The sequence below is a fragment of the Candidatus Saccharibacteria bacterium genome (assembly GCA_016700315.1).
GTDB lineage: Bacteria > Patescibacteriota > Saccharimonadia > Saccharimonadales > SZUA-47.
The window spans coordinates 857,198-883,618 of the sequence record CP065013.1; the positions used below are offsets into that span (position 1 = coordinate 857,198).

General features: G+C 44.7%; 22 protein-coding genes and 1 tRNA gene. 20 read left to right on the forward strand and 3 right to left on the reverse strand.

Translation table 11 applies throughout. The features are described 5' to 3' along the window. Positions 1-265 precede the first annotated feature (265 nt). From IPO96_04445 to IPO96_04470, 6 genes are all read left to right on the forward strand, one after another. Positions 266-1,513 (forward strand): tyrosine--tRNA ligase, encoded by a 1,248-nt coding sequence (locus IPO96_04445; GenBank protein QQS64788.1) that lies wholly within the window; start codon positions 266-268, stop codon positions 1,511-1,513. A gap of 8 nt (positions 1,514-1,521) precedes the next feature. Continuing rightward, complete coding sequence (locus tag IPO96_04450) at positions 1,522-2,286, forward strand: class I SAM-dependent methyltransferase (protein ID QQS64789.1); 765 nt, start codon at positions 1,522-1,524, stop codon at positions 2,284-2,286. A 49-nt stretch (positions 2,287-2,335) separates the two neighbouring features. Beyond that, positions 2,336-4,360 (forward strand): ATP-dependent DNA helicase RecG, encoded by a 2,025-nt coding sequence (recG, locus tag IPO96_04455; protein QQS64790.1) that lies wholly within the window; start codon positions 2,336-2,338, stop codon positions 4,358-4,360. A gap of 186 nt (positions 4,361-4,546) precedes the next feature. After that, positions 4,547-5,284: a hypothetical protein gene (locus IPO96_04460; GenBank protein ID QQS64791.1), complete on the forward strand. Its 738-nt coding sequence runs from the start codon at positions 4,547-4,549 to the stop codon at positions 5,282-5,284. Between the two features lie 60 nt (positions 5,285-5,344). Next, on the forward strand, positions 5,345-5,923 hold the full coding sequence (locus IPO96_04465) for an RsmD family RNA methyltransferase (protein QQS64792.1): 579 nt from the start codon (positions 5,345-5,347) through the stop codon (positions 5,921-5,923). 25 nt (positions 5,924-5,948) lie between these two features. Then, positions 5,949-6,033, forward strand: a tRNA-Leu gene (locus IPO96_04470). Between the two features lie 158 nt (positions 6,034-6,191). On the opposite strand, the gene IPO96_04475 is transcribed toward IPO96_04470, so the two are convergent. Continuing rightward, complete coding sequence (locus IPO96_04475; protein ID QQS64793.1) at positions 6,192-7,148, reverse strand: IS30 family transposase; 957 nt, start codon at positions 7,146-7,148, stop codon at positions 6,192-6,194. Between the two features lie 85 nt (positions 7,149-7,233). Here IPO96_04475 and IPO96_04480 point away from each other — a divergent pair, with 85 nt between their 5' ends. Next, complete coding sequence (locus tag IPO96_04480; GenBank protein ID QQS64794.1) at positions 7,234-7,515, forward strand: hypothetical protein; 282 nt, start codon at positions 7,234-7,236, stop codon at positions 7,513-7,515. Here the strand turns inward: IPO96_04480 and IPO96_04485 are convergent. Continuing rightward, positions 7,505-7,927 (reverse strand): hypothetical protein, encoded by a 423-nt coding sequence (locus tag IPO96_04485; protein QQS64795.1) that lies wholly within the window; start codon positions 7,925-7,927, stop codon positions 7,505-7,507. The two genes, IPO96_04480 and IPO96_04485, sit on opposite strands and share 11 nt — an antisense overlap. Before the next feature lie 169 nt (positions 7,928-8,096). On the opposite strand from IPO96_04485, the gene IPO96_04490 reads away from it, so the two are divergent. The 4 genes from IPO96_04490 (at position 8,097) to IPO96_04505 (ending at position 11,115) form a co-directional block, all read left to right on the forward strand. Next, complete coding sequence (locus IPO96_04490) at positions 8,097-8,831, forward strand: CDP-alcohol phosphatidyltransferase family protein (GenBank protein ID QQS64796.1); 735 nt, start codon at positions 8,097-8,099, stop codon at positions 8,829-8,831. Between the two features lie 46 nt (positions 8,832-8,877). Next, positions 8,878-9,291, forward strand: a complete 414-nt coding sequence (locus IPO96_04495; protein ID QQS64797.1) for a hypothetical protein — start codon at positions 8,878-8,880, stop codon at positions 9,289-9,291. Between the two features lie 175 nt (positions 9,292-9,466). After that, positions 9,467-9,727, forward strand: coding sequence for a hypothetical protein (locus tag IPO96_04500; GenBank protein QQS64798.1), 261 nt, complete (start codon positions 9,467-9,469; stop codon positions 9,725-9,727). Between the two features lie 77 nt (positions 9,728-9,804). After that, entirely contained in the window at positions 9,805-11,115 is a 1,311-nt protein-coding gene (locus IPO96_04505; GenBank protein QQS64799.1) for a histidine--tRNA ligase, read from the forward strand. A gap of 6 nt (positions 11,116-11,121) precedes the next feature. Here IPO96_04505 and IPO96_04510 read toward each other — a convergent pair whose 3' ends face one another. Then, complete coding sequence (locus IPO96_04510; protein QQS64800.1) at positions 11,122-11,655, reverse strand: CDP-archaeol synthase; 534 nt, start codon at positions 11,653-11,655, stop codon at positions 11,122-11,124. Between the two features lie 305 nt (positions 11,656-11,960). On the opposite strand from IPO96_04510, the gene tig reads away from it, so the two are divergent. From tig to fusA, 9 genes are all read left to right on the forward strand, one after another. Next, on the forward strand, positions 11,961-13,241 hold the full coding sequence (gene tig, locus IPO96_04515) for a trigger factor (GenBank protein QQS64801.1): 1,281 nt from the start codon (positions 11,961-11,963) through the stop codon (positions 13,239-13,241). A 235-nt stretch (positions 13,242-13,476) separates the two neighbouring features. Next, positions 13,477-14,061 (forward strand): ATP-dependent Clp protease proteolytic subunit, encoded by a 585-nt coding sequence (locus tag IPO96_04520; GenBank protein QQS64802.1) that lies wholly within the window; start codon positions 13,477-13,479, stop codon positions 14,059-14,061. A gap of 388 nt (positions 14,062-14,449) precedes the next feature. Continuing rightward, the gene (locus IPO96_04525; GenBank protein QQS64803.1) at positions 14,450-15,202 is read left to right on the forward strand and encodes a hypothetical protein; all 753 of its coding nucleotides are present in this window, start codon (positions 14,450-14,452) and stop codon (positions 15,200-15,202) included. 220 nt (positions 15,203-15,422) lie between these two features. Further along, complete coding sequence (locus IPO96_04530) at positions 15,423-18,839, forward strand: DNA-directed RNA polymerase subunit beta (GenBank protein ID QQS64804.1); 3,417 nt, start codon at positions 15,423-15,425, stop codon at positions 18,837-18,839. 1 nt (position 18,840) lies between these two features. Next, on the forward strand, positions 18,841-22,647 hold the full coding sequence (gene rpoC / locus IPO96_04535) for a DNA-directed RNA polymerase subunit beta' (GenBank protein QQS64805.1): 3,807 nt from the start codon (positions 18,841-18,843) through the stop codon (positions 22,645-22,647). A gap of 188 nt (positions 22,648-22,835) precedes the next feature. Continuing rightward, positions 22,836-23,270, forward strand: coding sequence for a 30S ribosomal protein S12 (rpsL, locus tag IPO96_04540; GenBank protein ID QQS64806.1), 435 nt, complete (start codon positions 22,836-22,838; stop codon positions 23,268-23,270). Then, on the forward strand, positions 23,267-23,740 hold the full coding sequence (gene rpsG / locus IPO96_04545) for a 30S ribosomal protein S7 (protein ID QQS64807.1): 474 nt from the start codon (positions 23,267-23,269) through the stop codon (positions 23,738-23,740). The genes rpsL and rpsG overlap by 4 nt, the downstream gene beginning before the upstream one ends. Position 23,741: 1 nt before the next feature. Then, on the forward strand, positions 23,742-24,152 hold the full coding sequence (locus tag IPO96_04550; protein QQS64808.1) for a hypothetical protein: 411 nt from the start codon (positions 23,742-23,744) through the stop codon (positions 24,150-24,152). 75 nt (positions 24,153-24,227) lie between these two features. Continuing rightward, positions 24,228-26,315 (forward strand): elongation factor G, encoded by a 2,088-nt coding sequence (gene fusA / locus IPO96_04555; protein ID QQS64809.1) that lies wholly within the window; start codon positions 24,228-24,230, stop codon positions 26,313-26,315. The last annotated feature ends 106 nt before the right edge of the window (positions 26,316-26,421 follow it).

Genomic DNA, 26,421 nt, shown 5'->3' on the forward strand with positions numbered 1-26,421 from the left:
GGGGGAGTTTATGGTTGATAGTTTATGGTTTATAGAAAATTACTGGCTACTGTTTACTGATGACTGTTTACTGAGAGAAACTCATACTTTATACATGATACTTAATACTTGATACTATCATCGTTTAAAGTTTAGGATTTAGAATATCATGCTTGATGCTTACTACTAACTACTTGCTACTAAACCTTAACCACTAAACCCTGAACCCTTTACGCTAATCCCCCAATCCCTTTACCCCAATCGCTTAACGTTGTAAGATGTAAGCATGACATTATCAGAGGAGCTACTGTGGCGAGGATTCGTCCAGCAAACAACGTACCAAGACCTAAAAGCAATCGACAAGACGAAGCCAGCTTTTTATCACGGCTTTGATGCCAGTGCTGATTCACAGACTGTCGGCAATCTTGCGGCGATGATGTTCGACAAAGTTCTCATGCGGCACGGTTGTAAGGCGGTGATTTTGGCGGGCGGTGCGACTAGTTTGATTGGCGACCCCGGCGGCAAAGACAAAGAGAGAGTTCTTCAGGATGAAAAAACAATTGCTCACAACGTCGCTCAGGCACAGATTCAGTTAAGCAAAATTTTTGATGGCCTGGAGTTTGAGATGGTTAATAATCTTGACTGGACTAGGGATATGACTGTTCTGAGTTTCCTGCGCGATATCGGTAAGCATTACTCGATGACGCCGCTGATACAACGAGACTACATTGCGCAGCGTATCGGTGAAGGCGGAGCTGGTATTAGCTACACTGAGTTTAGCTATACACTTCTGCAAGGAATGGACTTTCTTCATTTATACGACAAGTATGGAGTAACACTGCAGCTTGGTGGTTCAGATCAGTGGGGCAACTGCCTCTCTGGTGTTGATCTAATACGTAAAGCTCGTGGCGTTGAGGTCCATACAATAACACTACCTCTAGTCATAAACAGAGCTACAGGTAAAAAGTTTGGTAAGAGTGAAGAAGGGGCAGTGTGGTTAGATCCAACCAAGACTAGTCCGTTTAAGTTTTACCAGTTCTGGATAAACCTAGATGACGACGGTGTGGAGGGCTATCTCAAGGTCTACACAGAGCTAGACAAAGAATCAATAGACGAAATAATGGAATCTCATAATCAGTCAAAGGGCAATCGTTTGGCACAGAAGCATCTTGCTTATCAAGTTTCAAAAATATTGCATGGTGAAAAAACGGCTGACTCTATGCAGAGGATAAGCGAAACTCTCTTTGGCGGCCAAAACTATTCAGAGCTTAGCTCGGAGGATATGGAAGTGTTAGCAGGTGAGTTACCGGTTGTCGAATCGGGGTACGACAAAACACTGAGTGATATCTTGATCGAAGGTGATTTGGCGGCCAGCAAGAGCGAAGCACGAAGATTTTTGGCCTCTAATGCCGTTTATATTAACGGCGAACAGTTTTCTAGCGAGAAGCAAACGCTTGACGGCTCAGATAACATTCACGGCTATGCGGTTCTCCGACGTGGTAAAAACAACACAATTTTAGTAAAGCTAAACTAAAGGAAGCCATGAACAAAAAAACCTCTGTTAAAGGTGCCGATCAATACAATGACCCGTCTCACAACTATTTAAGATACTGGGACGGTCGTGACTACGAACAGGCAGCCGAGGAAATCGCACTACATCGTTTACTAAAGGGGAAGAAATTTAACAAGGCTATAGATGTAGGCGGCGGCTATGGCCGTATGAGCGTAGTGCTGCGGAACTATGCCGACAAAGTGTTTTTGTGTGAGCCGTCCAAGCAGCAGCTAAACATAGCCAAAGATTTTCTCAAAAACAAACCAAAAGTAGACATGGTTTTAACAAAAGGCCAAGTGCTGCCATTTGACGACGGCGAGATTGATTTAGCAATGGTTATTCGTGTAATTCACCACATTCCAGATCCTGCAGAATTCTTCGCTGAAATCGCACGAGTCACAAAAGACGGTGGCTACTTCCTGATTGAGTTTGCCAACTACTCAAACTTCAAAAATCGCCTTAAATACGCTGCAAAATTCAAGAAGTTACCCGTCGAACCAGTAGACATCAGAACCGACAAGACCAGCAATATCCCATTCGTCAACTATAACCCAAAAACGGTTAAAAAACTGCTTGCTCATGCAGGATTTAAGCTCGAAAAAGTCTTGAGTGTCAGCAATCTGCGCTCTCCGGTATTAAAAAAGTTTCTTCCGAAAAAAGTTTTGTTGGGGCTTGAAAAATCACTACAACAGCCACTCGCCAAAAGCTATTTTGGACCAAGCACGGTTTACCTACTTCGTAAGCGCTCAAAGTAATCGGCCTATATATTTCGAAAGTCGACTTTTTTAAAGTAGTATTGTAGTTATGGATCAGGAGTTAGCTAATCTTACTGGTATTGGCCAAAAAACAGCCGAAAGCCTCAAAAAAGCCGGATTGTCTACTGTTAGAGATCTACTATGGTATCTGCCGCGTGATTATCGTGATGAAAGTAGGTTTACAGCGCTGAAAAGTGCGCAGCTCGGACACATAACAGCCAGAGTGCGCTTTAGTTCTATAAAAGCTCGTTACGCCCGAAAAGGCATGCACGTTACAGAGGCAATCGCTAGTGACAGTACAGGCAGTTTAAAGGTTATCTGGTTCAAGCAGCCCTACCGAGTCAAGCAGCTAGAATCTTCTAACGAATGGTTCATAAGCGGAGAGCTAAAGTTTCAAAGAGGAAGGGTCAACATTGTTAGTCCGATGATCGAGCCAGCCGACGACGAGCCACTGCACACCGGGCGAATTGTGCCGATTTACCGAGAGTCCGCCGGTTTAAGCTCCAAGCAGATAAGAAAGTTCGTTAAATCAGCGCTAGCGGCTACTGAAGTAGCCGAAACGCTGCCAGGCTGGCTTATCGAAAAGTACAATTTTGTAAAGTTTTCTACAGCCATGGCTGATATTCACTTTCCAGTTTCACAATCAGCACTTGAGCTGGCTATAAGACGGCTTAAGTTCGAAGAGTTGTTTAGGTTAGTGCTAGCAAGCCAGTTGTCTCGCCGGCAGCTGTTGGAGGTTAAAGCCAAACCAGTACCATTCAGGCTGGAATTAGCAAAAAAATTTGTTTCACAACTTCCCTACAAATTAACCAATGCTCAGCGTAAAGTTACCTGGCAAGTATATAAGGATATTGAAAAATCAGAGCCGTCCAATCGGTTAATTGAAGGTGATGTTGGAGCGGGCAAAACAGTTGTAGCGGCGATGGTGGCGGTAATGGTGATGGAATCTGGCGGTCAAGTAGCGTTCATGGCCCCAACTGAAATTTTGGCCCGTCAACACGCCGAAACGTTACGCAAGATTTTGAGCTCAGTTGGGCTTGATGACAGGGTAAGTCTGCTGGTCGGTTCTTTAAGCCCCAAAGCCAAGAAACTAGCGCAAGAGGCTATAAAAAATGGAAAAGTTAGCCTAATTGTCGGTACGCACGCACTCATCGAGGATGCCGTGGAGATTCCGAAACTGCAGCTTGTTATAGTAGACGAGCAGCATCGTTTTGGTGTGCAGCAGCGTAAAAAACTTCAAAACAAAGCCCAGCTAACGCCACATGCTATCTATCTGACTGCCACCCCTATTCCTAGAAGTTTGGCTCTAACACTCTATGGAGAACTCGATGTTTCCGTCCTAGACGAGAAACCTTTGGGGCGAAAAAATGTTCTAACTTCTATTGTCTCACCGGCAGTATTGAATGAGGTACTTCGAACTATTGAACGAGAACTAGAGCTCGGCAGGCAGGTTTTTGTGGTTTGTCCACTAATTTCGAATGAAAAAAATAAAAATGATCTACTGGCTGCCGAAAACATGCATGAATATTTGCGGCAAAAATTAACACACACCAAGGTCGGTCTAGTTCATGGTAAACAAAAACAAGCAGAAAAAGAATCAATAATGGCAGCTGTTGTCTCGGGAACGGTCGATGTATTGGTAGCTACTACCGTTATCGAGGTTGGAGTCGATGTTCCTAACGCCAGTCTAATGGTAGTCATGGGTGCCGACAAGTTCGGGTTGGCGCAGCTTCATCAGTTGCGTGGGCGTGTTGGCCGAGCCGAGCATCAATCGTTCTGCATACTAGTTCCTAGCGATAGCGAGCAGACTCCAAGCCGTCTTCAGACAATGACTACAGTCTACGATGGTTTTAAGCTTGCTGAATTTGATCTAAAGTCACGAGGCCCTGGCGCAATTTATGGCACACTCCAACATGGCGCGTTAGACCTCCGGATAGCCCAGCTTACCGACACTAAGCTTATTATCCTGGCACGCCAAGCTGCTGTCGACTTTATTGCAAGAGAAAAAATCTCAGAGTGGCCGCAGCTAGGTAATTCAACTAATGAGCTAAGGAAAATCGTAAAACTAAACTAGTAAGTACTAACGATCGTGCTGTATTATATGCTTGCTACATAAGGTATTACAGAAAACTCACTCGAGAGAAATCTCTAAAACTAACTGCAAAAGACAGTAAATATGTATTCGGGGACAACTTTAACTAATTTTTCGGGAGCTGTACTGGGAGCGCATCAAAAGATTGACCGTACAGCGTTTTCGCATTTGGAAAAAAATACAAACGGTGCCAAAGGCTTTCCAACTATTCGTGATATTTTGCATTTTGAGGGTAAAAATGGCCCAGACGGCATAAAACGCAAAAGTCCTGCACAAGATGAGCAGTGGCATTATTTTAACCCCTTCGACAACGAAGACACACGCCTACTTGAGTATTTTAGGATGCATTATGACGAACTAGTGGCTAATCTCCGTAAGGGCACGCCAACCCGCGCAGCCTATGACGCAGCCTGGCTAGCTCACGCTATAGTCGACGGGCTCACTCCGGCACATCACTTCCCATACGAAGAAAAATTGATCGAAATTCGAGGGGAGAGCATCGACACCAGAACCAGTATCAAAGATAAGTTGTTGATGCCGGGTGAAACAGTGCTGGATTCACTAAAAAACAACTGGAAGATGTGGGGCCCGGACGGATTGATGAGTATGCACGGATTATTTGAGATAGGGATTGCTGTCATGATATCGCCCTTAAAATTCAAAAAAGCTATTCCTACAGAAGCAAATATGAAAAAAGTTAATGAAATCGGAATAGAAGAATGGTTCGCCAGAAGTGCTAGACAAATTGCGATGCTAGACATGTACGATAGATTTTGTTCTCGCGGCTGGACGCTCAAGTTGGCGCGAGAAGTGCGTAACGAGCTTGCGCCGACCATTATCAAAACAGTTACATTGGCATGGTATTCGGCCATGAGAGACGCTGGGCTTCTGAGAACTAAGAAGTAAAATTTTGTATTTAGTATTTTGTATCAGGTATCATGTATAAAAATACCCCATACCTGATTCATGATACTTGATACAAAATACTTGATACATAATACTAATGACATGAGAGTTATTGCTGGTTATCTGAAGGGCAGGATTTTACACGAGCCGCACGGCCATCGTACTCACCCAATGAGTGAAAAGATTCGAGGGGCAATTTTTAACGCGCTTGGTGATATTGAGGGCTTGAGCTTACTGGATGCCTTTGCAGGTAGCGGAGCAGTTAGCGCCGAGGCAGTGAGCCGAGGTGCTAAGTTCGTACAAGCTGTCGACCAAGACAAAGAAGCTGTAAGGTGTATACGTAAAAATATTGATGAGCTCAAATTGTCATCTGTTATTAAGTTATCCCAGGCCAATATTAGTTCTTGGCTAGATACAAATCTCGATGCCACTTTTGATGTTGTTATTCTTGACCCACCCTATGATGATGTGCGCCCAGAGTTGTTGGAAAAAATTGCCAACTCCGTAAAGATATCAGGTATTGTAGTGCTTTCTTTGCCGTCTGACACTAACTTCGAACTATCACCTACTACCTACCACCTACTGTCTACTAAGCTTTATGGCGACGCAAGGCTGGATTTTTACCGACGTGTAGGGTAGAATGTATCTTATTCCCGTATCTCATGCGCGAGTGGTGGAATTGGTAGACACGCTAGCCTTAGGAGCTAGTGTCGCAAGACGTGAAGGTTCAAGTCCTTTCTCGCGCACCATCCTCTGTCGTTTGGCTTTTTGCCAAACTATGGAGGACTTTTTGTTGAGAGTTAGTCCTTAAACTGTAGAAATATGGGATCCGCTTGTCAAAGGGTAAGAACCGTGTCATTATTTTTTTATAGACATATTCGTACAGTCGGCACTGAAGTAGGACACTTCAAGTTAATTCCTCCCAGTATACTTCATTGGCGGTTCTGAACTGAAGCACTTCTCTTGGACGATCATTTAAATACACGAGGCACTCGTGTATTTTTTCTTTAGTAACGAATTGTAGGTCTGTCTTCTTCGGTATAAAGTGCCGTATCCACTTGTTGGCGTTCTCAACAAGCCCTTTCTCCCACGAGTGGTATGGGTGACAGAAGTAGATTGGGGCATGCAATAGTTTCTCAAACTCCTGCCACTGCTTGAAAGCAATGTCATTGTCGGTCAGGATGGTTTTAACGGTGCAACCGTCAAACATCACTCTCAGAGCCTTTGACACCTCTTTCTTCGTTCTGTTGGGTAGAAGCTCGATGAGTGTCTTTTTGCTCAGCGTATCTACAGCAACCAACAACACAGCTCTACTGTGCCTGCTGACAATGAAGTCGAGCTCGTAGTGACCGATCTCATCACGCAGGATACGTTCCTCGATCCATTTCCGGTCACCAATCAGCGAGCGACGATACATTGTCTTCCGTCTCTTTGGCTTACCTTTGAAGTACAGCTTGTGGTGAAGGGCGTACAGACGTACATAGCGGTAGACCGCATCCTTCGACACAGCAATGTTGAGATCGGCTTGAGCGCGACCAGCAATGACTTTGGGTGACCAGCCGAGATCCAGTTTATCGTCAACATAGGTTCGCAGGTCTTTGTCTCTGGCAACTTTGTTACTCCAAGTTCGAGCCAGCCTACGTTTTTGGTATGCTTTCACCTTAGCTTTCTTGGCAACGTATTCACCAGACACTCGAAGGTTATTTAGTTCATAGCTGATGGTATTGGGGCTTCGCCCCAGCTCACGTGCTATGAAGCGGATACTCTTTCCGCTTTTGTGCCAATGTTCAATCTTGACTCGATCCTCATAGCTTAAATGATCATAGTGCTTTCCCATCTGATCATTATCTTTTGATCTCTTCACTGACACCAACCTTTCTTGGTTAGTGTCCTACTTCAAACGAGCCTGGAGCTTTTTTTTTGCATGCCAATAGACTATACTTGTGTCAATGGTTGATACACAAAAGACACAAATAAAGAGTTCGTACGAGCTTTACTTAGAAACTGGTACTGTAATAGATACTTTATCTTTCCCTGTAGATGTGCCACTTTTGAAAATAAAACGACCTACGCGCTACGAAAGGGGTACTGGGATTCACCCAAGTGTTGCATTATTGAGGAGACTAGGGGCTGACGGATTGCGAGAATTAAGAAGGCAGGAATACTTTGATAATATTGCGAAAGCCGAAACTTATGAAAGGGCTACTGGACTTCAGTTCCCTATTGATTAGTTCGTTTTTTCCTATAATCACTCATCAAAGAAAGTAATGTAATGACTGTCGCACCAATGAGATACATGAAAAATAATATATAAGTCGTATGTGGTACGGACTGACCGTTTATAAAAATATACAAATCGGGGGCAAAAAAACTGGTAGCTGTTAAGATGAGATAAAGGCGGAATTTTGACTTGTCGTTGTCGACCCACGCTGTGATTAGGCCAAACGAAAACTTGGCGAAAAAGATTGATGAAACTAGGTCGCAGGCAAAATAACCCCAGGGGTTAACCCCATGCTTGCCAAATATATAATTTACTAGGATAGTGCGCAGTGCTGCATAAACTATGCAAATAACTAGCCAGTACTTTTCGGTTTTTTGTCTTGTTTCATTTGAAAATAGATTTTTTATATTTTTTATACTCACGACTTAAAAATTATACCAGCAAACATGAAGTTTGATAGCGACTAAATCCTAGACAACTAATTTTCTTATAAGAAAGGTGTCGACATAAAAGCCACGATCGTGGCTTTTATGTCGACTAACAGGTGGTATGGTGGACCAGTAGAAGTCATGATAGACTTTAAGGTGAGTTATGAAACTTAGCTTTGAAAGAAAAAACACAGTAACGACCAGAAATAAAGCGATTGCTTGGGGTGTTCATTTGTTTACAACGAGTGGGGTGCTACTTGCCATGGCCGCTGTTGTAAGTATTTATCATCATAAGCCGGGGCACGCGTTGCTCTGGCTGCTGCTTGCCCAGGTTGTAGATGGTTTAGACGGCCCTTTGGCTCGTAAGTATCAGGTGCAAAAGTATGTCCCGGTCGTTGACGGTAACATCTTAGATTTGGTTATTGATTATCTTACGTGCGTTGTAGTGCCAATGGCATTCGCAGCTAGGTTTGATATTTTTCCAGCTCAAGTTGAAAACTGGATAATCGGTGCGATTTTGTACGTTTCTGTCATCTGGTTTGCCCGCAAGGACATCGAAACCAAAGATATGTGGTTTAGGGGTTTCCCGACAGCATGGAACCTAGTAGTTACTGCATTCTGGATGCTTGGCACTAGCCAATCATTTAACCTTATGGCCTCAAGCGTGCTTGTTGTGTTGACGCTAACGCCCAAGGTTAAGTTTTTTCATGCGCTAAGTTCAAAGCAGTTTCGTGTAGTCACAATACCTTTGACCACTGCGGCGATGTTGGCTATGGCATGTATGGCCAGTTTCCGAGAACATCACAACTCCTTTGGGCGGGTAGTGCTGGTGGTATGGAATATTTACGTTATTCTTATGACGGTTTGGCGCAGTCTGCAGCCCGATGAGCTAGAGTAAGTGTAACAAAGTATTCGCAAGCATAAAAATATGTTAAAGTAACTTTATGAGTTTATGGAATTTTATACCAATTGCTGATTTTGCGAGTAGGTGTGGGCCATACGAAATAGTTGGGAGCGGTTCTGCTTACGTAAACCTCGCCGAAGGTATGACAGTGGCACAAAGGAGAATTCAAGTTTTTGGCCCTCAGGTAGGTGATATTACATTTGTTGATGTTTTGTCGCAACGGTCAGAGGACAATGAATTAGCTTACGCTTGCCAAACGCTAAACGGTAGGGGCTTTACAGTTGAAGTTCCAGACTTCTGTTCATTGCCAGCCGATGAATTAGTTAAATCTTTTTTAAAGAACCCCGAACTTGCGAGAGTATTCCGCAAGAACTTTAGACGGTCAGGCGCCGATATTTTGCGGCAGGCCGCATTTACTCTGAACGCCGTAAACATTAACGTTGTTAAGAACTAGGCTTGCACGATCCTCCATACACTGTTAAAGTATTGTTATGATATTTGAGATTACAAAATTGACACATATATCGCCGGAGTCCACCCGGTAGTTTAAATATTTTTTTGCACAAACGACGCCGGGTATCTCCGGCGTTTTTTAGTCTTAAAAAAAATATAGTTAAGAAAGGATATATATGAATGATTTTGAAATTTATAAAGACGTCGGTGAGTGGCGTTGTGCTATTGAAGGCGATTTAGGAGTTGTTGAAGGGCTTTACGTTAATCAAGCAAGGCTGCTGTTCGACAGGCGTGCTAGGTTAGAATCAAAAAGATACAATACTTTTGGCCCAAGAACGGTAGACTTAAATATACAAGGTCCTGAGAGGCTGTTAGTGCCGGCAGAAGTATGTTTAGACTATATTCAAGAGTCTATACGATTGCGAAAAATAAGGTGATAAATAAGTCGCTGATTTTTATCTGCTGCTTAGAAAGTTAATATTTTGCAGTAAATTTGTTAACATAAGGAGGAATTATGAGTCTATCAACACAACCGTATAAAGGTACTAGGGATTTCTATCCCGAAGACATGAGGCTTCAGAAACATATTTTTGATGTTTGGCGTCAGATTTGTGAGCGCTTTGGTTATGAGGAATATACTGCACCGGTTTTAGAATCTGCTGAAATATTTGAGGCTAAAAGTGGCCAAGAGATTGTGAACGAAGAGATGTACACTTTAGTAGATAAAGGTGATCGTCGACTTGCGCTAAGGCCAGAAATGACACCTAGCGTTAGTCGTATGGTGGCTGGTCGACGGCAAGAGCTAGCGTACCCGCTTCGTTGGTATTCGATCCCAGATTTATGGAGATACGATAGACCACAAAGAGGTAGACTTAGGCAACACTGGCAGCTAAATGTCGACATATTCGGCGTTGAGGGAGCGCAGGCAGAACACGAGATAATCTTGCTCGCTGACCAGATTATGCGTGAATTTGGAGCTAAGAGAAATATGTATGAGATTCGCCTGAACAACCGTCAGTTTGTCGATTTTTTGCTTAAAGATCATCTAGGACTTAGCGATACTGAGGCACACTCAATCGCTAAGCTTATTGATAAAATGTATAAACTTCCAGATGGCGAGTTTGAGGTCTTAGCTGAGGCAAGCCTTGCCCCGTCACACAGAGAGAGTGGAGTGCTCGACAAGTTGCAGTCGATACTGAAAGTAAAGGACATTGAGCTATTACCAGAAGAGTTGAAGACTCATCGATCGTTGCGCCAAATTGCTACAGTACTTTCGATGCTGGCAAAAGCTGGTGTGTCTAACGCCCGTTTTGACATTACCCTAATGAGAGGCTTCGATTACTACACAGGGGTAGTTTTTGAGGTTTTCGATCTTCATCCCGACAATAATCGTGCGATGTTCGGTGGTGGCCGTTATGACGGGCTAGTTGGTATGTTTGGCGTCGACCCAGTGCCAACAGTTGGCTTTGGTCAGGGTGATGTAGGAATGCAGCTTTTCTTGGAGAGCCATGATCTGCTGCCAAAACTGAACAGCGAGACCGAGTTGTATGCAGTAGTATTCGAAGGCTATTACGAAAAAGCTCAAAAGCTGATACATGAACTACGTGAAATGGGTTTGAATGTGGCCGTCGATGCGAGTGGTCGCAAACTAGACAAGTGTATTAGGTCTGCCGAGAAAAAATCAATTCGCTTCGTCGCATTTTTGGGCGAGAATGAACTAGCCGAAGATCAGCTAACTATTAAAGATATTATTTCCGGCAAAGAAGAGAAACACAGTCCCCAGCGAGTAGTCAGTATTATCAAAGATCAGCGCAACCGACGTTAGCTCGGTTTAGATAGGAGATTTTCTTAAACCGAGGCGATGGCCGACGAAGTTAGCTAGTAAATGTCCCCCAGTATAGATCACCAAAATAGAACCAACTTGCAAGGCGCTTAAGTGTACGAACTGTATCGAAACGAGCAGACCCCCTAATATATAATCGGTTTGATCGAAGGGTATCCAAGGCTTGCCTGGCGCGACGCCAATCTGTCTTTTGAAAAAGCTTTTAATGGCATCAGCCAGTAATGCAGCTAATCCCATTGCTCCACCACACAATAGGCATCTGCCTAGGCTCTGAGCGCTTAGAAGTTCTGGTTTGGAGGCGTAGAATTGAGCTAACGCCGTAAGACTTCCTAAAAGTCCGCCACTTACAATTCCGCGCAAAGTTTTGTTGCTTCCAAATATACGCCTGCCTCGATAGCTGCGGCCAAAGTCTAGGGGTGCGTTAATGTTCTTTAAGCCTGGTACTAGAGTGGCAAAAACCGGTGCCATGTTGGCTAATCCTGCAGGAAGGAAGAAGTATAACGCGTCAATAACTGTGTTCATTCTTAGATATTATAGGCCAGAAGTGGTGAATGAGGAATTGCAGGGAGCAAGTTGATAGCTTATAGAAGAGCCATGATTGGGTTAGAGGTTATAGGTTAGAGTGATTAGGGCTAGGGACTAGTAATTGGTAGTTAGTAAGTATTACCCCGTACCTCGTACCCTGTACCGTGTACTGTCTCGGGACTAGGGACTAGGAGCTAAAATCTAGCGGATACTACTGCGTACCGACTAGGGACAAGGGACAAGGGTCTAGGGACTAGGAATTAGGCTTGCTCCTTTTTCCTCTTATCTGTTAAAATAGCCTAATGCAATTAAATACCACATATCAAAATCCTACTTTAGCCATGCTTGAAATTACAGCTAGTAGCGAAGAGCTCAACTCCATAAAAAACAAGGTACTAAAGAGCTTAAGCAGTGAAATAAAGGTTCCTGGCTTTAGAGCTGGACATGTGCCTAGTGAAGTTGTCGAGAAGAATATCGACAGCAATCGACTACAATCAGTGTTTTTGGACGAGGCAATAAATTTGCTTTATCAAGCTGCTGTAAAAAAGGAAAAGCTTCGGCCTGTCGATCAACCAAAAGTTTCAATAAAGGCTTTTGTGCCCTTCACGCAGCTCGAATTAGACTTCGAGGTACCGACTGTCGGGCCACTAAAACTCGGGGACTACAAAAAACACAAAGCAAAGTTGTTAGAAGCAAAAGTTTCAGACAAAGAAATTCAAACTGTTTTGGATAACTTAGCTATTAGAGCTAGCGAATATAAGTTGGTGGAACGAAAAAGCAAGCAGGGCGACCGTGTTTGGATAGATTTTGTTGGCAAAGACAGTAAAGGCAACCCTATCGAACGAGCTGACGGCAAAGATTATCCACTTATATTGGGTAGTAAAACGTTTATTCCTGGTTTTGAGGAGAACCTTAGCGGTTTTAAAGCAGGCGATAAAACTAATTTTACAGTTACTTTTCCAAAAAATTATGGGCAAGCTGACCTACAGAACAAAAAAGTAACTTTTGAGGTCAGTCTAAACAAGGTTGAAGAAGTTATTAAACCAGATTTCAATGATGAATTTGCCAAAAAAATGGGGCCTTTTAAGTCGATTGAGCAACTAAAAGCCGACATAGAAACACAGCTACAGTTTGAGAAAGATGAAGCCAGTAGGCGTGATTACGAGGCCGCTGTGATCAAGGAGATTTCTGAAAAATCGAGCGTTGAGCTACCGCAAATCATTATAGATAAGCAGGCTGAGGAAATGCTTGGTCAATTTAAGCGTGACTTGGCAGCTCAGGGGCAAACTTGGCCGGAGTTTGTTAAAAATTTGAGCAAAACTGAAGATGAATATCTTGAAGAAGTGATCAAACCAGCCGCCGCCGAAAGAATAAAAGCAGGGCTAGTGTTAAGTGCAATTGCTGAAGCCGAAAAACTTACAGTAAGTGAGAGTGAGCTTGATAAAAGGATAATGGCGCTTAAGAAGCAGTATAGTGATGCTGAAATGGTGAAACAACTTGATAAGCGTGAGAATCAGCAGGACATAGCCGCTAGAATTCTAAGTGAAAAAACCATAGCGTTCCTAACAAAAAAAATTAACTAATGGAATACTAGCCCGAATTAAGTTGGCACGAATCATACGCCGCAATAGCTACATCAGTCTACGGAGCTGAAAGTTTAAGACAAAAAACTCCTCTGAGAAAAGTGCTAAGAGCCCTTGGGAAACGGTTCGTTGACCTAGGTGGTCCTGTGGTTTTTGAGGAAAAAACCTCACGAAAAGCACACAATTAGCACTCGGACTTGACGAGTGCTAATTAGGTACGATATACTTGGTTATTATGAACAAACATCAATCTGTTTTAATCCCAACAGTAATAGAAAAAGAAGGTCAGTATGAGCGGGCTTATGATATTTATAGTAGGCTTTTAAAAGACCGCATAATATTCTTAGGGGATGCGGTTAGCGAGCACACTGCCAATTTGGTGGTTGCACAGATTCTATTCTTGGAGAATCAAGATCCAGACAAAGACATCATCTTTTATATCAACAGTCCAGGCGGCAGCGTTTACGACGCTTTAGCAATCTACGACACGATGAATTTTGTTAAATGTGACATCCAGACAGTAGGAATTGGTATGCAGGCCAGTGCAGCCGCATTTCTACTCAGTAGTGGCACTAAAGGTAAGCGCATGATCTTACCTAACGCAACTGTTATGATTCACCAGCCAAGTAGCGGCACTCGTGGGAAAGTTACAGACCAAGAGATTGATCTAAAAGAAAGTCTAAGAGTCAAAAAACTTCTAGAAGAGATAATGGTTAAAAACACCGGACAAAAGCAGTCCAAAATTCATGATGATATGGAACGTGATCGCTGGATGACAGCCGACGAAGCCGTGAAATACGGGATAGCCGATAAAGGTTAGAGGTTAGAGTGATTAGGGCTATGGACTAGTAGTTGGTAGTTAGTAGTTGGTAGTTAGCAAGTATTACCCCGTACCGACTAGGGACCAGGGTCTAGGGACTAGGAGCTAGGTCAGCAAAAGTCCCCTACCGCGGATACTACCGTTCAAGACCAAGAGCAAGAGTCAGAGCCAAGGCTAGGTCCAGGACTAGGGCAAGCTACCCCGTACCACGTACCGTCTAGGGACTAAGGACAAGCTTATGCATGATAGCTCTTAGACGCCAGACTGTCCACAAAGAACAGTGCAAGCTATCAGTCGCTGGTTAAGGCCCACAAGCCGAAGCGTTACCATAAGAGGTTTGCTTACGATTTTGTTGACAAAAAGGTTGATTTGTAATATTATGTTGCTTATGAATAAGCCTCATAATACCACAATCAACAGAACTGGCCTAGAGATGCTACGTGAGCTAAGAGTATTAGACACACATCTAGCTACACCCGGATTAACTGGCGATGCCATAGGCCCGCTCCAAGCTAAAAGAGATGAACTGCATACTCGATTTAGTAAAGCAGCTGATTACGCGCTTGCACTGTCGCAAGAAACCGGAGTTACTTTTCTGAATCCACTAGAAGAAGTAGAAACTCAAGACGCACTGGGCACTGAACAGCCAGCACCAGAGAAAATTGACATCTGGAAACTACTTACTACAGAGCAAAGGGCTAAAGCAAAGCAGGAAATCACAAGGCTTGCTGGCGAGTTTAAGCGACCTGAAGATGAGTTTGATCTTATAATATCTAAAATTGTAGATGAAAACGACAACGTTATAGCCGACGTATTTAAAGTGATGCACACAGCAACTAAAGGTATCGACTTGGGCAACAACCCAAACAAAGATTATGATCCAAAACGCAATTGGGATAGTAGCGTTGCAGAGACAAAACGACTAAACCTCTCTGGCATTACACTTGAGGATGCTGCAGCCTTAGCTGCTGTCAACCCTGAAATCAACGAATGGGTATGGCTTACCGGTGAAGCGAAAAGGGCGGACCGCCGCAGCGCTCCGGTTGCGTACGTGTACGAGTCGCAGACGGGCCGTGGCATGCGCGATCGCCAGATCGACTACCGTTACGTTGCATTCCGCCCCGCAGTGGTTATAGCCTAGGCTTTGGCTTTTGATATCTTAGTATATTTGTTGTTTTCCTTGACTCATGACTCTTTAATCTGTACTCTATCATATAAGAAGTAGTGTACGCGCGCACTCAAGTTTGCCTGTAAAACAGAGGTGAATTGCAAAAAGCATCTAGTATGCGTAGGGAATCTTCGACCAACAAAACATAGTAATAATTACACCACTAGTTGTGGGAAGGGGTATGTGTTCGCTTATGGCAAAAGTGACTCTAAAAGCAAAAAACAAACAACGAATTTATTACACAAAGCAAGACGAGCTAGATCTACCAAATCTTGTTGATCATCAAAAACGATCTTTTCAATGGTTTGTCGACGAAGGTCTGGGAGAGCTTTTTGGCGAGATTAGCCCAATCGATGATTACACCGGTCAGAAACTAAGCGTTAGGTTCAAACAGTATCACTTCGAAGAGCCAAAAATGACTGAGAACGAAGCACGTGAAAACAACGTGAGCTTCGAAGCACCCCTTAAAGCAACACTAGAACTAACTAATAAAGTTACTGGCGAAGTAAAAGACCAAGAGATTTACCTAGGCGACTACCCGTGGATGACTGACCGTGGCACCTTTGTTATCAATGGTGCTGAGCGAGTTGTGGTTAGTCAGCTTATTCGCTCACCCGGTGTATTCTTTACAGCTGAAGCCGGAAACAATGGCACACTTTATGGAGCCAAAGTTATACCTGGCCGTGGGGCATGGCTTGAGTTTGAAACTGCCAATAATGGAGCAATCTATGTCAAGATTGACCGCAAACGAAAGATTGCAGTCACAACTTTGATGCGTGCTCTTGGCATGAGCGATGCGCAGATGCGTGACGCCTTCAAAAAAGTTGATAACGGTAAGTTAAGCTATATTCAAGCTACCCATGACAAAGACCCAGCCAAGGGTTTTAACGAATCATTGATTGAAGTGTATCGAAGAATCCGACCAGGTGACTTAGCAACAGTTGATAACGCCAAAAGCTTGATAGAAAACATGTTCTTTAATTACAAACGTTTCGACTTTAGTCGTGTAGGTCGTTACAAAATGAATAAGCGCCTCGGTATGGATATTGCCAATACCGCCGAGAACCGTGTCATGCGACTCGAAGACCTAGTTGCGGTAGTTTCTGAAGTTATTAGATTAAACAACACTCAAGAACCAGCTGATGACATCGACAGCCTCGCCAATCGACGAGTTAAATTGGTTGGAGAATTAGTTCAAAGGCAGTTCCGTATTGGTCTGCTGCGAATGGAAAGAAATGCCAAAGATCGCATGAGTATGAGCGAAATCGAGACAGTTACTCCAGCTCAACTTATTAATGCTCGGCCAGTAGTAGCAGCCGTGCGAGAGTTTTTTGCCAGCAGCCAGTTGAGCCAGTTCATGGATCAAATTAATCCACTGAGTGAGCTTGCTCACAAACGTCGCCTAAGCTCGATGGGCCCTGGCGGATTGAGCCGTGAGCGAGCAGGTTTTGAAGTCCGTGATGCTCATGCAACGCACTATGGCCGAATTTGTCCTGTAGAAACCCCTGAAGGTGCCAACATTGGACTAGTTCTCAATATGGCTATGTATACCAAGATTAACGACTATGGTTTCATGGAGACGCCATACCGAAAAGTTGTTAAAGGCAAGGTAACAAATGAAGTAATATACCTAGATGCATCTGAAGAAGAAAAAGCCGTTATCGCAGCTGGTGGCGAGCCTTTAGATGCTAGTGGCAAATTTGTTAATAAGCGTGTTAGCGCCCGTAACAGACTAGTTGCCGGGACTGTAGATGCTGCCGATGTGACTCACATGGATGCAGCTAATCGGCAGATCATTGGTTCTAGCGCTGGCTTGATTCCATTTGTTGAAAAGAATTACGTATATCGTTCATTGATGGGTAGTAACCAACAACGTCAGGCCGTACCGCTAGTAAATCCCGAAGCGCCAATTGTTGGTACGGGTCTAGAAGGAGTAGTTGCGCGCAACTCTGGTCAAGTGGTTCTTGCCGAAGATGACGGTGAAGTTGTTCACGCAGAAGCCAACGAATTAGTCGTATCTTATGCGAAAGTTAAAAAAACTTATCGTCCTTTGCATTTTGTTCGTAGTAACGAGGGTACTTCAATAAATCAAAAAATTGTTGTGCGTGTTGGCGACAAAGTTAAAAAAGGCGACATAATGATTGAGGGCATGAGCGTATCCGGCGGTGAGCTCGCCCTTGGCAAGAACTTACTGGTTGCCTTCATGCCGTGGAATGGCTATAACTTCGAAGACGCTATCGTTATCTCACGTAAACTCGTAGAGAATGATGAGCTTACTAGTGTTCACATTGTCGATTACATGACAGAAGTTCGTGAGACCAAATTAGGCCCTGAAATTGTTACAAGTGATATTCCAAATGTTTCAGAAGAAGCGCTACGACATCTAGATGAAGACGGAATTGTCCGAATTGGAGCCGAGGTTCATCCGGGAGACATTTTGGTTGGTAAGATTACACCAAAAGGTGAGCAGGAACTTTCTAGCGAAGAGAGGCTATTGCGAGCTATTTTCGGCGAGAAAGCCAAAGAAGTCCGAGATACTTCTCAACGAATGAGTAACGGTAAACATGGTAAAGTTGTCGGTGTTAAAATCTTCAGTCGCGCGACAGGACACGAGCTCAAAGCAGGTGTCATTATGCAGATCCAAGTTTTCGTTGCCCAAATGCGCAAGATCAGTGTTGGCGACAAGCTTGGTGGCCGCCACGGAAACAAGGGCGTTATTGCCCGTGTTCTGCCTGTCGAAGATATGCCATTTATGGAAGATGGTACTCCAGTTGATATCGTTTTGAACCCTCTAGGTGTGCCGAGTCGTATGAACGTTGGGCAGTTGTTTGAGTCTCACCTTGGTATGGCGGCAAGGGCTCTAGGTATCAATGTTGCCAGTCCGTCTTTTAATGGTGTAACGAACAAAAAAGTCAAAGAGCTACTCAAAGAAGCAGGGCTGCCAGAAAGCGGTAAACAGCAGCTTTATGATGGCCGTACTGGTCAACCGTTCCAAGAGCACACCACAGTCGGCAGCATGTATATGATCAAGCTCAACCACATGATTACCGACAAAATACACGCACGATCAACGGGTCCATACACTATGGTGACTCAACAGCCACTTGGTGGTAAGGCCCAAAATGGTGGTCAAAGGTTCGGAGAAATGGAAGTTTGGGCGCTTGAAGCTTACGGCGCATCAAATACGCTTCAAGAAATGCTAACGATTAAGTCTGATGATGTATATGGACGCTCAAAAGCCTACGAATCAATAATTAAAGGAACCGAGATTGTTGGTCCTAAGGTTCCAGAAAGCTTCAACGTGCTTGTCAAAGAACTTCAAGGCCTAGGCTTGAAGGTCGATTTAATCGAGAAGTCTACCGAGCAGTCCCTTGACGCTGAGACAGTGCTTGCTAGCACTATCAAAGACGAAGCAGAACACATGCCTGCAGTCGAAGTGCCAAAAGATGAAATCTCAGATATCGATGTCAGCGAGGATGCTGCCATCAGCGAAGAATTTGCTGTAGTAGATTCAGATGGTGAACAAATAGAAGAAGTAATTGCTAACGATATCGCTGCCGAGGAGCATGATTATTCAGTCGATAAAGATGACGAAGGGACGGAGGTCTAATATGAGAAAATACGGAACCGGAGTCAATATCAGTGATTTTGATGCCGTGCGTCTTAGCGTAGCTAGCGCAGATGATATTTCAAGATGGAGTCATGGCGAGGTCCTAAAACCTGAAACTATAAATTACCGAACTCAAAAACCTGAGCGAGATGGTTTGTTTTGTGAAAGAATTTTCGGACCAGTCAAGGATATTAACCCGCATGATGCTAAGTATAAAGGCGTAAGGAGTCGCGAAGCTGCTGTCGACAAGAACGGCGAAGTTGTGACCAAGTCGATTGTACGTCGTGAACGCATGGGCCATATTCAACTTGCTAGTCCTGTTGCGCACATTTGGTTTTTGCGAGGCACTCCTAGCGCGGTTGGCCTGCTACTGGGCATGACCGTTAAGAATCTTGAACGTATTGCATACTTTGCTTCCTATGTCGTTATAGATGTTGATGAAGCTAAGCTTGAGCAAATGCTGCTTGACCGTGAAACGGCCTACTCAAATGCCCAAGAAGCTGTCAAAGCTCGCTACGAAGCTGAAGCTAAAGAAGAAGGCGCAAATGTTAAGGCTTTGGCACAAATGCAGACCAAAGAACTTGAAGAAATTGCTAAGGAATTTGAAGAGCTCAAAGCTCAGCTTGACTCACTTCGCCAGTTTAACCTCATCAACGAAACAGATTTCCGCAATATGCCAGATGAGCTGCAAGAGCTAGTTCATGTGGATATGGGTGGTTCAGCAATTAAACGACTGCTTGACCAGATTGATCTGGATAAGCTTATAGAAGATCTACGTGCAGAAACCGAGGAGGCCAAAGGCCAGCGCAAGAAGAAGTTGATGAAACGACTGCGTATGCTCGAAGGTATGGAGCGAGCAGGTATTAAGCCTCAAAGTATGTGTCTGACTGTTCTTCCGGTGATCCCTCCAGATCTTCGACCAATGGTGCAATTAACCGGTGGACGTTTCGCTACTAGTGATCTTAACGACCTGTACCGTCGAGTGATAAACCGCAATAACCGCTTGAAGAAACTGATCGAGCTTAACGCGCCAGAGGTAATTAGGCGCAACGAAATGCGTATGCTTCAAGAAGCAGTAGATGCTTTGATCGACAATAACTCAACTCGATCCGGACGTGCTGTAGCCGCTACCGGACAGAGACGACGACTTAAGTCTTTGTCTGACATGCTAAAAGGCAAACAAGGACGCTTCCGTCAGAACCTACTTGGTAAGCGTGTTGACTATTCTGGCCGATCGGTAATAGTGGCCGGACCTGAGCTTAAGATTGACCAGTGTGGCTTGCCGAAGATGATGGCACTTGAGCTGTTTAAGCCATTCGTAATCGGCTATCTTATCGAGAACGATCACGCTCACAATATCCGCAGCGCAACTCGACTAATCGAACTTGGTGATGCCGAGGTTTGGGATGCACTTGACTACGTAATTCGTGGCAAATATGTGCTATTAAACCGAGCCCCAAGTCTTCACCGCTTGAGTATTCAGGCTTTCCAGCCAGTTTTGATCGAAGGCAAAGCTATCCAGCTACACCCATTGGTCTGTAAAGGCTTCAATGCTGACTTCGACGGCGACCAGATGGCGGTGCATCTTCCACTTAGCGATGCAGCCCAGGCAGAAGCTAAAGAGATCATGGCCAGTAACCACAACCTGCTCAAGCCAGCAGACGGATCTCCGATCCTTCACCTTGAACAAGATATCGTGCTTGGTTGCTACTACCTGACCTACGACCGTCCTGGAGTCGAGAAAAAGCAGCGACGAAGCTTTAGCTCGCTTGACGAAGCTATTATGGCTCGTGATTATGCAGAGTTAAGCCTACAGGATCCAATCAGAGTTGAATTCCGCGGTGAAGTACACGACACAACATTAGGCAGAATCCTCTTTAACGAGGTGTTCCCTAGTGACTTCCCATTTGTTAATGAGCCCATGACCAAGAAGATGCTTGGCCGCGTCATGGCGGCAGTTTACCAAGCCTATGGACAGGAGAAGACGGCCGAAATCGCCGACGACCTTAAGGATATTGGCTTTGAATATGCAACAGGATCTGGCCTTTCAATGGGCATGGACGATTTCAGTGAAATTGTTGGTCTAGACAAGGCACTTGCTGGTGGTGACAAAAAAGCTGCCGAAATTAGCAAGCAATACGAAGATGGATTCATCACCAACGAAGAACGCTACCGTTTGACAGTCGATAACTGGCTCGATACAGATAGTGAAGTCCAAGCAATGCTTACTGAGCAATTCGCCAGTGAGGACAACTCAATGTCGATTGCCGTTGTATCTGGTGCTCGAGGTAACATCGGTCAGGTTAAGACTGCTGTCGGTATGCTCGGCGTAACGATGGACACTCTTGGTAAGGCGATCGAGCTGCCAATTAAGAGCAACTATAAGCAAGGGCTCACACCACTAGAGTACTTTACGGCTACTCGTGGTGCTCGAAAAACTATGATTGACACTGCACTAAAGACGGCTGACTCTGGCTACTTAACTCGCCGATTGGTCGACGTCGCACAAGACGTCTTCACGACTAACGAAGAACTAGATGACCCAGGCTTTCCGATGTATCGTCAAGATGCCATCGATATAAACGTTGATTACGCTTCGCGTTTGGTTGGACGTTATGCTGCAGCCGCTGTGACTGGACATGTCAAAAAAGCCCAGATCATTACACCAGAAATTGCAGCCGCCATTGAAAAAGACGAAAACGTAACAGTCGTGCGTATTATGAGCGCTCTAACAGCTCCATCTATCAGAGGGATTCCTCAGCGTAGTTATGGCCTTGACCTAGCCACGGGCCAATTAGTAACTGAGTTTCATCCTATTGGCGTAATCGCTGCCCAAAGTATTGGTGAACCAGGTACGCAGCTAACGCTTCGTTCTTACCACGGTGGTGGTTCGGCCGCTGCCGACGACATCACCCAAGGTCTACCTCGAGTAGAAGAGTTGTTTGAAGTTCGTGCGCCTAAAGGACAAGCCTTTTTGGCAGATATCGACGGAGTTGTTAATGTTTGGGAAGAAGGTGAGAAATATATCGCCCAAATCACGGCCGACGAAGGCGCAAAAGTAGAACTACTGCTAAACGGCCGGACTTGGAAGCTCAAATCAGGCAGTAGTGTCGCAGCTGGCGACGTACTAGCTACAGACGATGAGGGCGCAAACCCATTGGTCGCTCCGATTGCTGGACACCTAGAGTACAACAAAAAGGGCAGCTATCTTGTACCGACTAAGCAGAGTATTGTTCGCTATGAAATCCCTGGTTTCAAACAGGTGATGGTAAAAGATGGCGACAAAGTCAAGGCTGGACAACGTCTAACTAACGGTTCGATCAATCTTCATGACCTAATGAGACTAGCTGGAATCGAAGAGACCCAGCGCTACATCATGAACGAGATCCTTCGTATTTTTGCCGCTCAAGGTCAGAATATTTCCGACAAGCACCTAGAAGTGATTGTTCGACAGATGTTTAGCCGTGTCATTATCGAGGACGCTGGTGATAGCGAGTTCGTAACCGGAGACGTAGTTAGCAAGCAAGCTGTCTTAGGCGAAAACGAGCGTTTGAGTGCCGAAGGCAAGGGGCTAGTGCAATACTCTCAGTTGCTGCTTGGAATCACGAAGGCATCGCTTTCTACAGATTCATTCCTTAGCGCCGCAAGTTTCCAGGACACTACACGTGTACTAATTGGTGCTGCTACAAGTGGTAAAGTCGATCATCTTTATGGGTTGAAAGAAAACGTTATCTTGGGTCGCAGGATCCCAGTTGGAACGGGTGTCAAAAAAGTCGAAGATATCGACACCGACGAACAGATTGCATAAGTGCTATAAATCTGCTAATATAAATATGTTAATAAGTGTAATCCGAGCTATCGCCACCAAGGCAGGGCGATCGTAGCGGTAGATTACAAAGAGAATTCATCATTAGCCACTGCTGTGGCTAATGAGTAGTACGATTGTTGCTATCTTTCTCTATGTATATCTTAAACATCCAAAGTTTAGGAGGATAAATGCCAACAATAAATCAACTAGTGAGGAAACCTCGCCGTATTATCAGGGCCAAGACAAAGTCTCCGGCCTTGCAGCGAGTTGTCAACAACCTCAAAACCAAGTCTTACGAAAAAGACGGCCCGTTCAAACGAGGCGTCTGCGTAAAAGTAACTACCAAAACACCCAAAAAACCAAACTCAGCTCTACGTAAGGTAGCTCGTGTTCGTTTAAACAATGGCTACGAAGTATGGGCCTATATTGGCGGTGAAGGTCACAACCTTCAGGAACATGCGGTAGTGCTAGTTCGTGGCGGTCGTGTGCCTGACCTTCCTGGTGTGCGGTACCACATAGTGCGTGGCGCACTTGACCTTCAGGGAGTAAACAACCGTAAGCGTGGACGTAGTAAGTACGGTACCAAGAAGGACGGGACGGCATTAGAAGGAGGTCAAAAATGAGAAAGACTACCAAAGCTCTAGTAAGAGAAAAACTACCAGATCGCAAATATGACAATGAGATGGTCCAGAGACTTATTAATCGTGTCATGCGTGATGGTAAAAAACAGCTCGCTGAACGTTTGGTTTACGAAGGTATGGAACTAGCGGCCAAGAAGGTTAACAGCGATAACCCATTAGAGGTTTTCGATAAGGCTTTCAAAAACATCACTCCGTTTGTCGAAACTCGCTCTCGCAGAGTCGGTGGCGCTAACTACCAGATTCCATTTGAAGTAAAAGGTCAGCGCCAAAAACACCTAGCAATCATGTGGTTTGTAGCTGCTGCTCGTGCCAAAAAAGGCATTCCAATGAGCCAACGTATTGCAGCTGAACTTGCTGATGCTTATAACCAAACTGGTACAGCGTTCAAGAAAAAAGACGATACTCACAAAATGGCCGAATCTAACCGAGCCTTCGCTCACTTCGCGAGATGAAATGGGCTTAGTACTACCAGAAAAACATTACTTTTCCCCGCAAAATTCTGTTGCCAATGTCGTAAATTCTCAATTTTTAGGTCTGTATAACCTTGGCGATTTACCCAGATACTATATGCCAACGCAAGAGTGTATAGATTTCACAACAAGATTAATAGACAAAGTAATCTGTGGCGATGGTCAAGTAGAACTAGTGTTAAATACGGATAATAATGATGCTGAAGCAATAGCTAGGATAGAAAAGGGTAGTTTTCTGGGAACGCAAGGAACTTTATGTTTCATAATTGGACCAGAAGGACTAGAACAAGAACTACAGGGGCGACCAAAAACAGATCCATCTAGCTGGCTATGGGACAAAGGCGATTTTGAAACAGCAGCAAGAAGAAATTTTTTAACCATAGACACTAATTAAGGAAAGGAGCAGCCCGAGCAAAAACCACGCTTTTTGCCCGGCGCGTTGAGGGAAACGCAGTTTCTCTCAAAGATTATGGCAGATAAAAAAACTGAAATGAAAGACATTCGCAACCTAGGGATTATTGCCCACATTGATGCGGGTAAGACAACAACAACCGAAGGTATTTTGTATCGTACGGGTCTTAAACACAAGATTGGCGCCGTACACGAAGGCGAGACTACAACTGACTGGATGGCACAGGAGCGTGAGCGAGGAATCACCATTGTGGCCGCTAGTGTTACTTGTTTCTGGAAGGGTAAGCAGATTAACATCATCGACACACCAGGTCACATTGACTTTACTGTCGAGGTAGAGCGTTCACTGCGTGTGCTTGATGGGGCCTGCGTTGTCTTCGACGGAAAAATGGGCGTTGAAAGCCAGTCAGAGACAGTCTGGCGCCAAGCAGATAAATATGGTGTGCCTCGTATTTGCTTTATCAACAAGATCAATCAAACAGGTGGGGATTTTTATAAGTCGCTTGACTCTATTCACAACCGACTTAGTAAACGCGCGTTTCCTGTTCACTTACCGATTGGCTTTGAGCAGAGCATCAATGGCCTTGTTGATCTAGTAAGCATGAAGGCTTATACCTACAAGGACTTTACCGATCACGAACTTGTCGAGGGAGAGATTCCTGCCGACATGATGGACTCAGTCAAGAAATATCGCAGCCTTTTGATCGAAAATGCTGTAGCTGAAGACGAAGCCATGTTAGAGAAATACTTTGAAGTTGGCGAAGAGGGTCTGAGCGTCGATGAGATCAAACAGGCCATTCGCTCAGCCGTACTAACAGGTAAGTTCTATGCTGTAACCGGCGGTGACGGTCGTGGTGTGATTGTCGAAAAAGTCCTAGACATGGTTAACGACTATCTGCCAAGCCCACTTGATAAAGGCTCTACTTGGGGCAAACACCCAAAAAGCGGCGACGAAATTGAGCGCAAACCTAGCGAAAGCGAGCCATTTGCAAGCTTAGCTTTCAAGATCACAACTGATCCATTTGTCGGTAAGCTAGCTTACTTCCGTGTTTATTCTGGTAAGATCACTGCCGGTTCTTACGTGCTAAACAGTTCAACAGGAGAAAAAGAGCGCGTTGGACGTATCGTAAGGCTCCAAGCTGACAAGAGAGCCGACGTAACCGAAGTTGGGGCTGGCGACATTGCAGCCATTGTGGGTCTAAAAGGCACAACAACCGGTAACACTCTGTGCGATCCAGCCAATCCGATCGAGCTAGAAAGCATTACGTTCCCAGAGCCACCTGTCTCTATTGCGATCGAGCCAAAAACTAAGGCTGACCAAGAAAAGATGAGTATTGCTCTTCAGCGGCTTGCCGAAGAGGACCCAACTTTCCGAGTTCGTGTAGATGACGAAACCGGTCAAACAATTATCAGTGGTATGGGTGAGCTTCACCTAGAAATTCTGGTTGACCGTATGAAGCGAGAATTCAACGTCGAAGCAAACATCGGACAGCCACAAGTTGCTTATCGTGAGACTATCAGAAAAGCCAACGTAGAAGTCCAGGGCAAGTTCATCCGCCAGTCCGGTGGTCGTGGTCAATACGGTGATGTTTGGCTAAGAATTTCACCTAACGATCAAGGAGCCGGCTTTGAGTTCATAAACTCTATCAAGGGTGGAGTTGTTCCTAGTGAATACATCAAGCCAGTCCAGCAAGGTATCGAAGAAGCGATGAACAACGGTGTTTTGGCTGGCTACCCTGTAGTTGACGTCAAAGCCGAGCTTTACGACGGTAGCTACCACGAAGTTGACAGTAACGAAATGGCCTTCAAAATTGCTGGTAGCATGGCGCTGCAAGAAGGCGTCAAGAAAGCCAGCCCAGTACTACTTGAGCCAGTCATGAAGGTCGTCGTTGTCACGCCAGAAGAATTTATGGGTGACGTGATCGGTGATCTTAACAGCAAGCGTGGCCGAATCGAAACCATGGAAGACCTAAGTGCCGGAGTAAAGGAGATCACTGCCTTCGTTCCACTTGGCGAGATGTTTGGCTATACCACTAACCTCCGTTCGATGACTCAGGGCCGTGCCAGTAGCTCGATGGAGCTAGACCACTATGCCGACGTGCCAAACAACGTAACCGAAGCAATCATCGCCAAAAACGGAAAATAAGTATAGGCTTTTGGTATACAAACACCTGAGATGAAATAGGTCTCAAAGTGCCCACCTGCGTAGCCAAAAGGTAAGAGCGGTTTAAGACTGCGCTCTGCACGCAAAT

What these genes read in the sequence shown, in the direction of transcription:
- IPO96_04505 (QQS64799.1), top strand. Translation starts at nt 9,805, where the DNA reads ATGAGTCTATCAACACAACCGTATAAAGGTACTAGGGATTTCTATCCC.
- IPO96_04465 (QQS64792.1), top strand. Translation starts at nt 5,345, where the DNA reads ATGATACTTGATACAAAATACTTGATACATAATACTAATGACATGAGA.
- rpoC (QQS64805.1), top strand. Translation starts at nt 18,841, where the DNA reads ATGAGAAAATACGGAACCGGAGTCAATATCAGTGATTTTGATGCCGTG.
- IPO96_04550 (QQS64808.1), top strand. Translation starts at nt 23,742, where the DNA reads ATGGGCTTAGTACTACCAGAAAAACATTACTTTTCCCCGCAAAATTCT.
- tig (QQS64801.1), top strand. Translation starts at nt 11,961, where the DNA reads ATGCAATTAAATACCACATATCAAAATCCTACTTTAGCCATGCTTGAA.
- rpsL (QQS64806.1), top strand. Translation starts at nt 22,836, where the DNA reads ATGCCAACAATAAATCAACTAGTGAGGAAACCTCGCCGTATTATCAGG.
- IPO96_04500 (QQS64798.1), top strand. Translation starts at nt 9,467, where the DNA reads ATGAATGATTTTGAAATTTATAAAGACGTCGGTGAGTGGCGTTGTGCT.
- IPO96_04510 (QQS64800.1), bottom strand. Translation starts at nt 11,655, where the DNA reads ATGAACACAGTTATTGACGCGTTATACTTCTTCCTTCCTGCAGGATTA.
- IPO96_04495 (QQS64797.1), top strand. Translation starts at nt 8,878, where the DNA reads ATGAGTTTATGGAATTTTATACCAATTGCTGATTTTGCGAGTAGGTGT.
- fusA (QQS64809.1), top strand. Translation starts at nt 24,228, where the DNA reads ATGGCAGATAAAAAAACTGAAATGAAAGACATTCGCAACCTAGGGATT.
- IPO96_04530 (QQS64804.1), top strand. Translation starts at nt 15,423, where the DNA reads ATGGCAAAAGTGACTCTAAAAGCAAAAAACAAACAACGAATTTATTAC.
- rpsG (QQS64807.1), top strand. Translation starts at nt 23,267, where the DNA reads ATGAGAAAGACTACCAAAGCTCTAGTAAGAGAAAAACTACCAGATCGC.
- recG (QQS64790.1), top strand. Translation starts at nt 2,336, where the DNA reads ATGGATCAGGAGTTAGCTAATCTTACTGGTATTGGCCAAAAAACAGCC.
- IPO96_04450 (QQS64789.1), top strand. Translation starts at nt 1,522, where the DNA reads ATGAACAAAAAAACCTCTGTTAAAGGTGCCGATCAATACAATGACCCG.
- IPO96_04445 (QQS64788.1), top strand. Translation starts at nt 266, where the DNA reads ATGACATTATCAGAGGAGCTACTGTGGCGAGGATTCGTCCAGCAAACA.
- IPO96_04520 (QQS64802.1), top strand. Translation starts at nt 13,477, where the DNA reads ATGAACAAACATCAATCTGTTTTAATCCCAACAGTAATAGAAAAAGAA.
- IPO96_04480 (QQS64794.1), top strand. Translation starts at nt 7,234, where the DNA reads ATGGTTGATACACAAAAGACACAAATAAAGAGTTCGTACGAGCTTTAC.
- IPO96_04525 (QQS64803.1), top strand. Translation starts at nt 14,450, where the DNA reads ATGAATAAGCCTCATAATACCACAATCAACAGAACTGGCCTAGAGATG.
- IPO96_04490 (QQS64796.1), top strand. Translation starts at nt 8,097, where the DNA reads ATGAAACTTAGCTTTGAAAGAAAAAACACAGTAACGACCAGAAATAAA.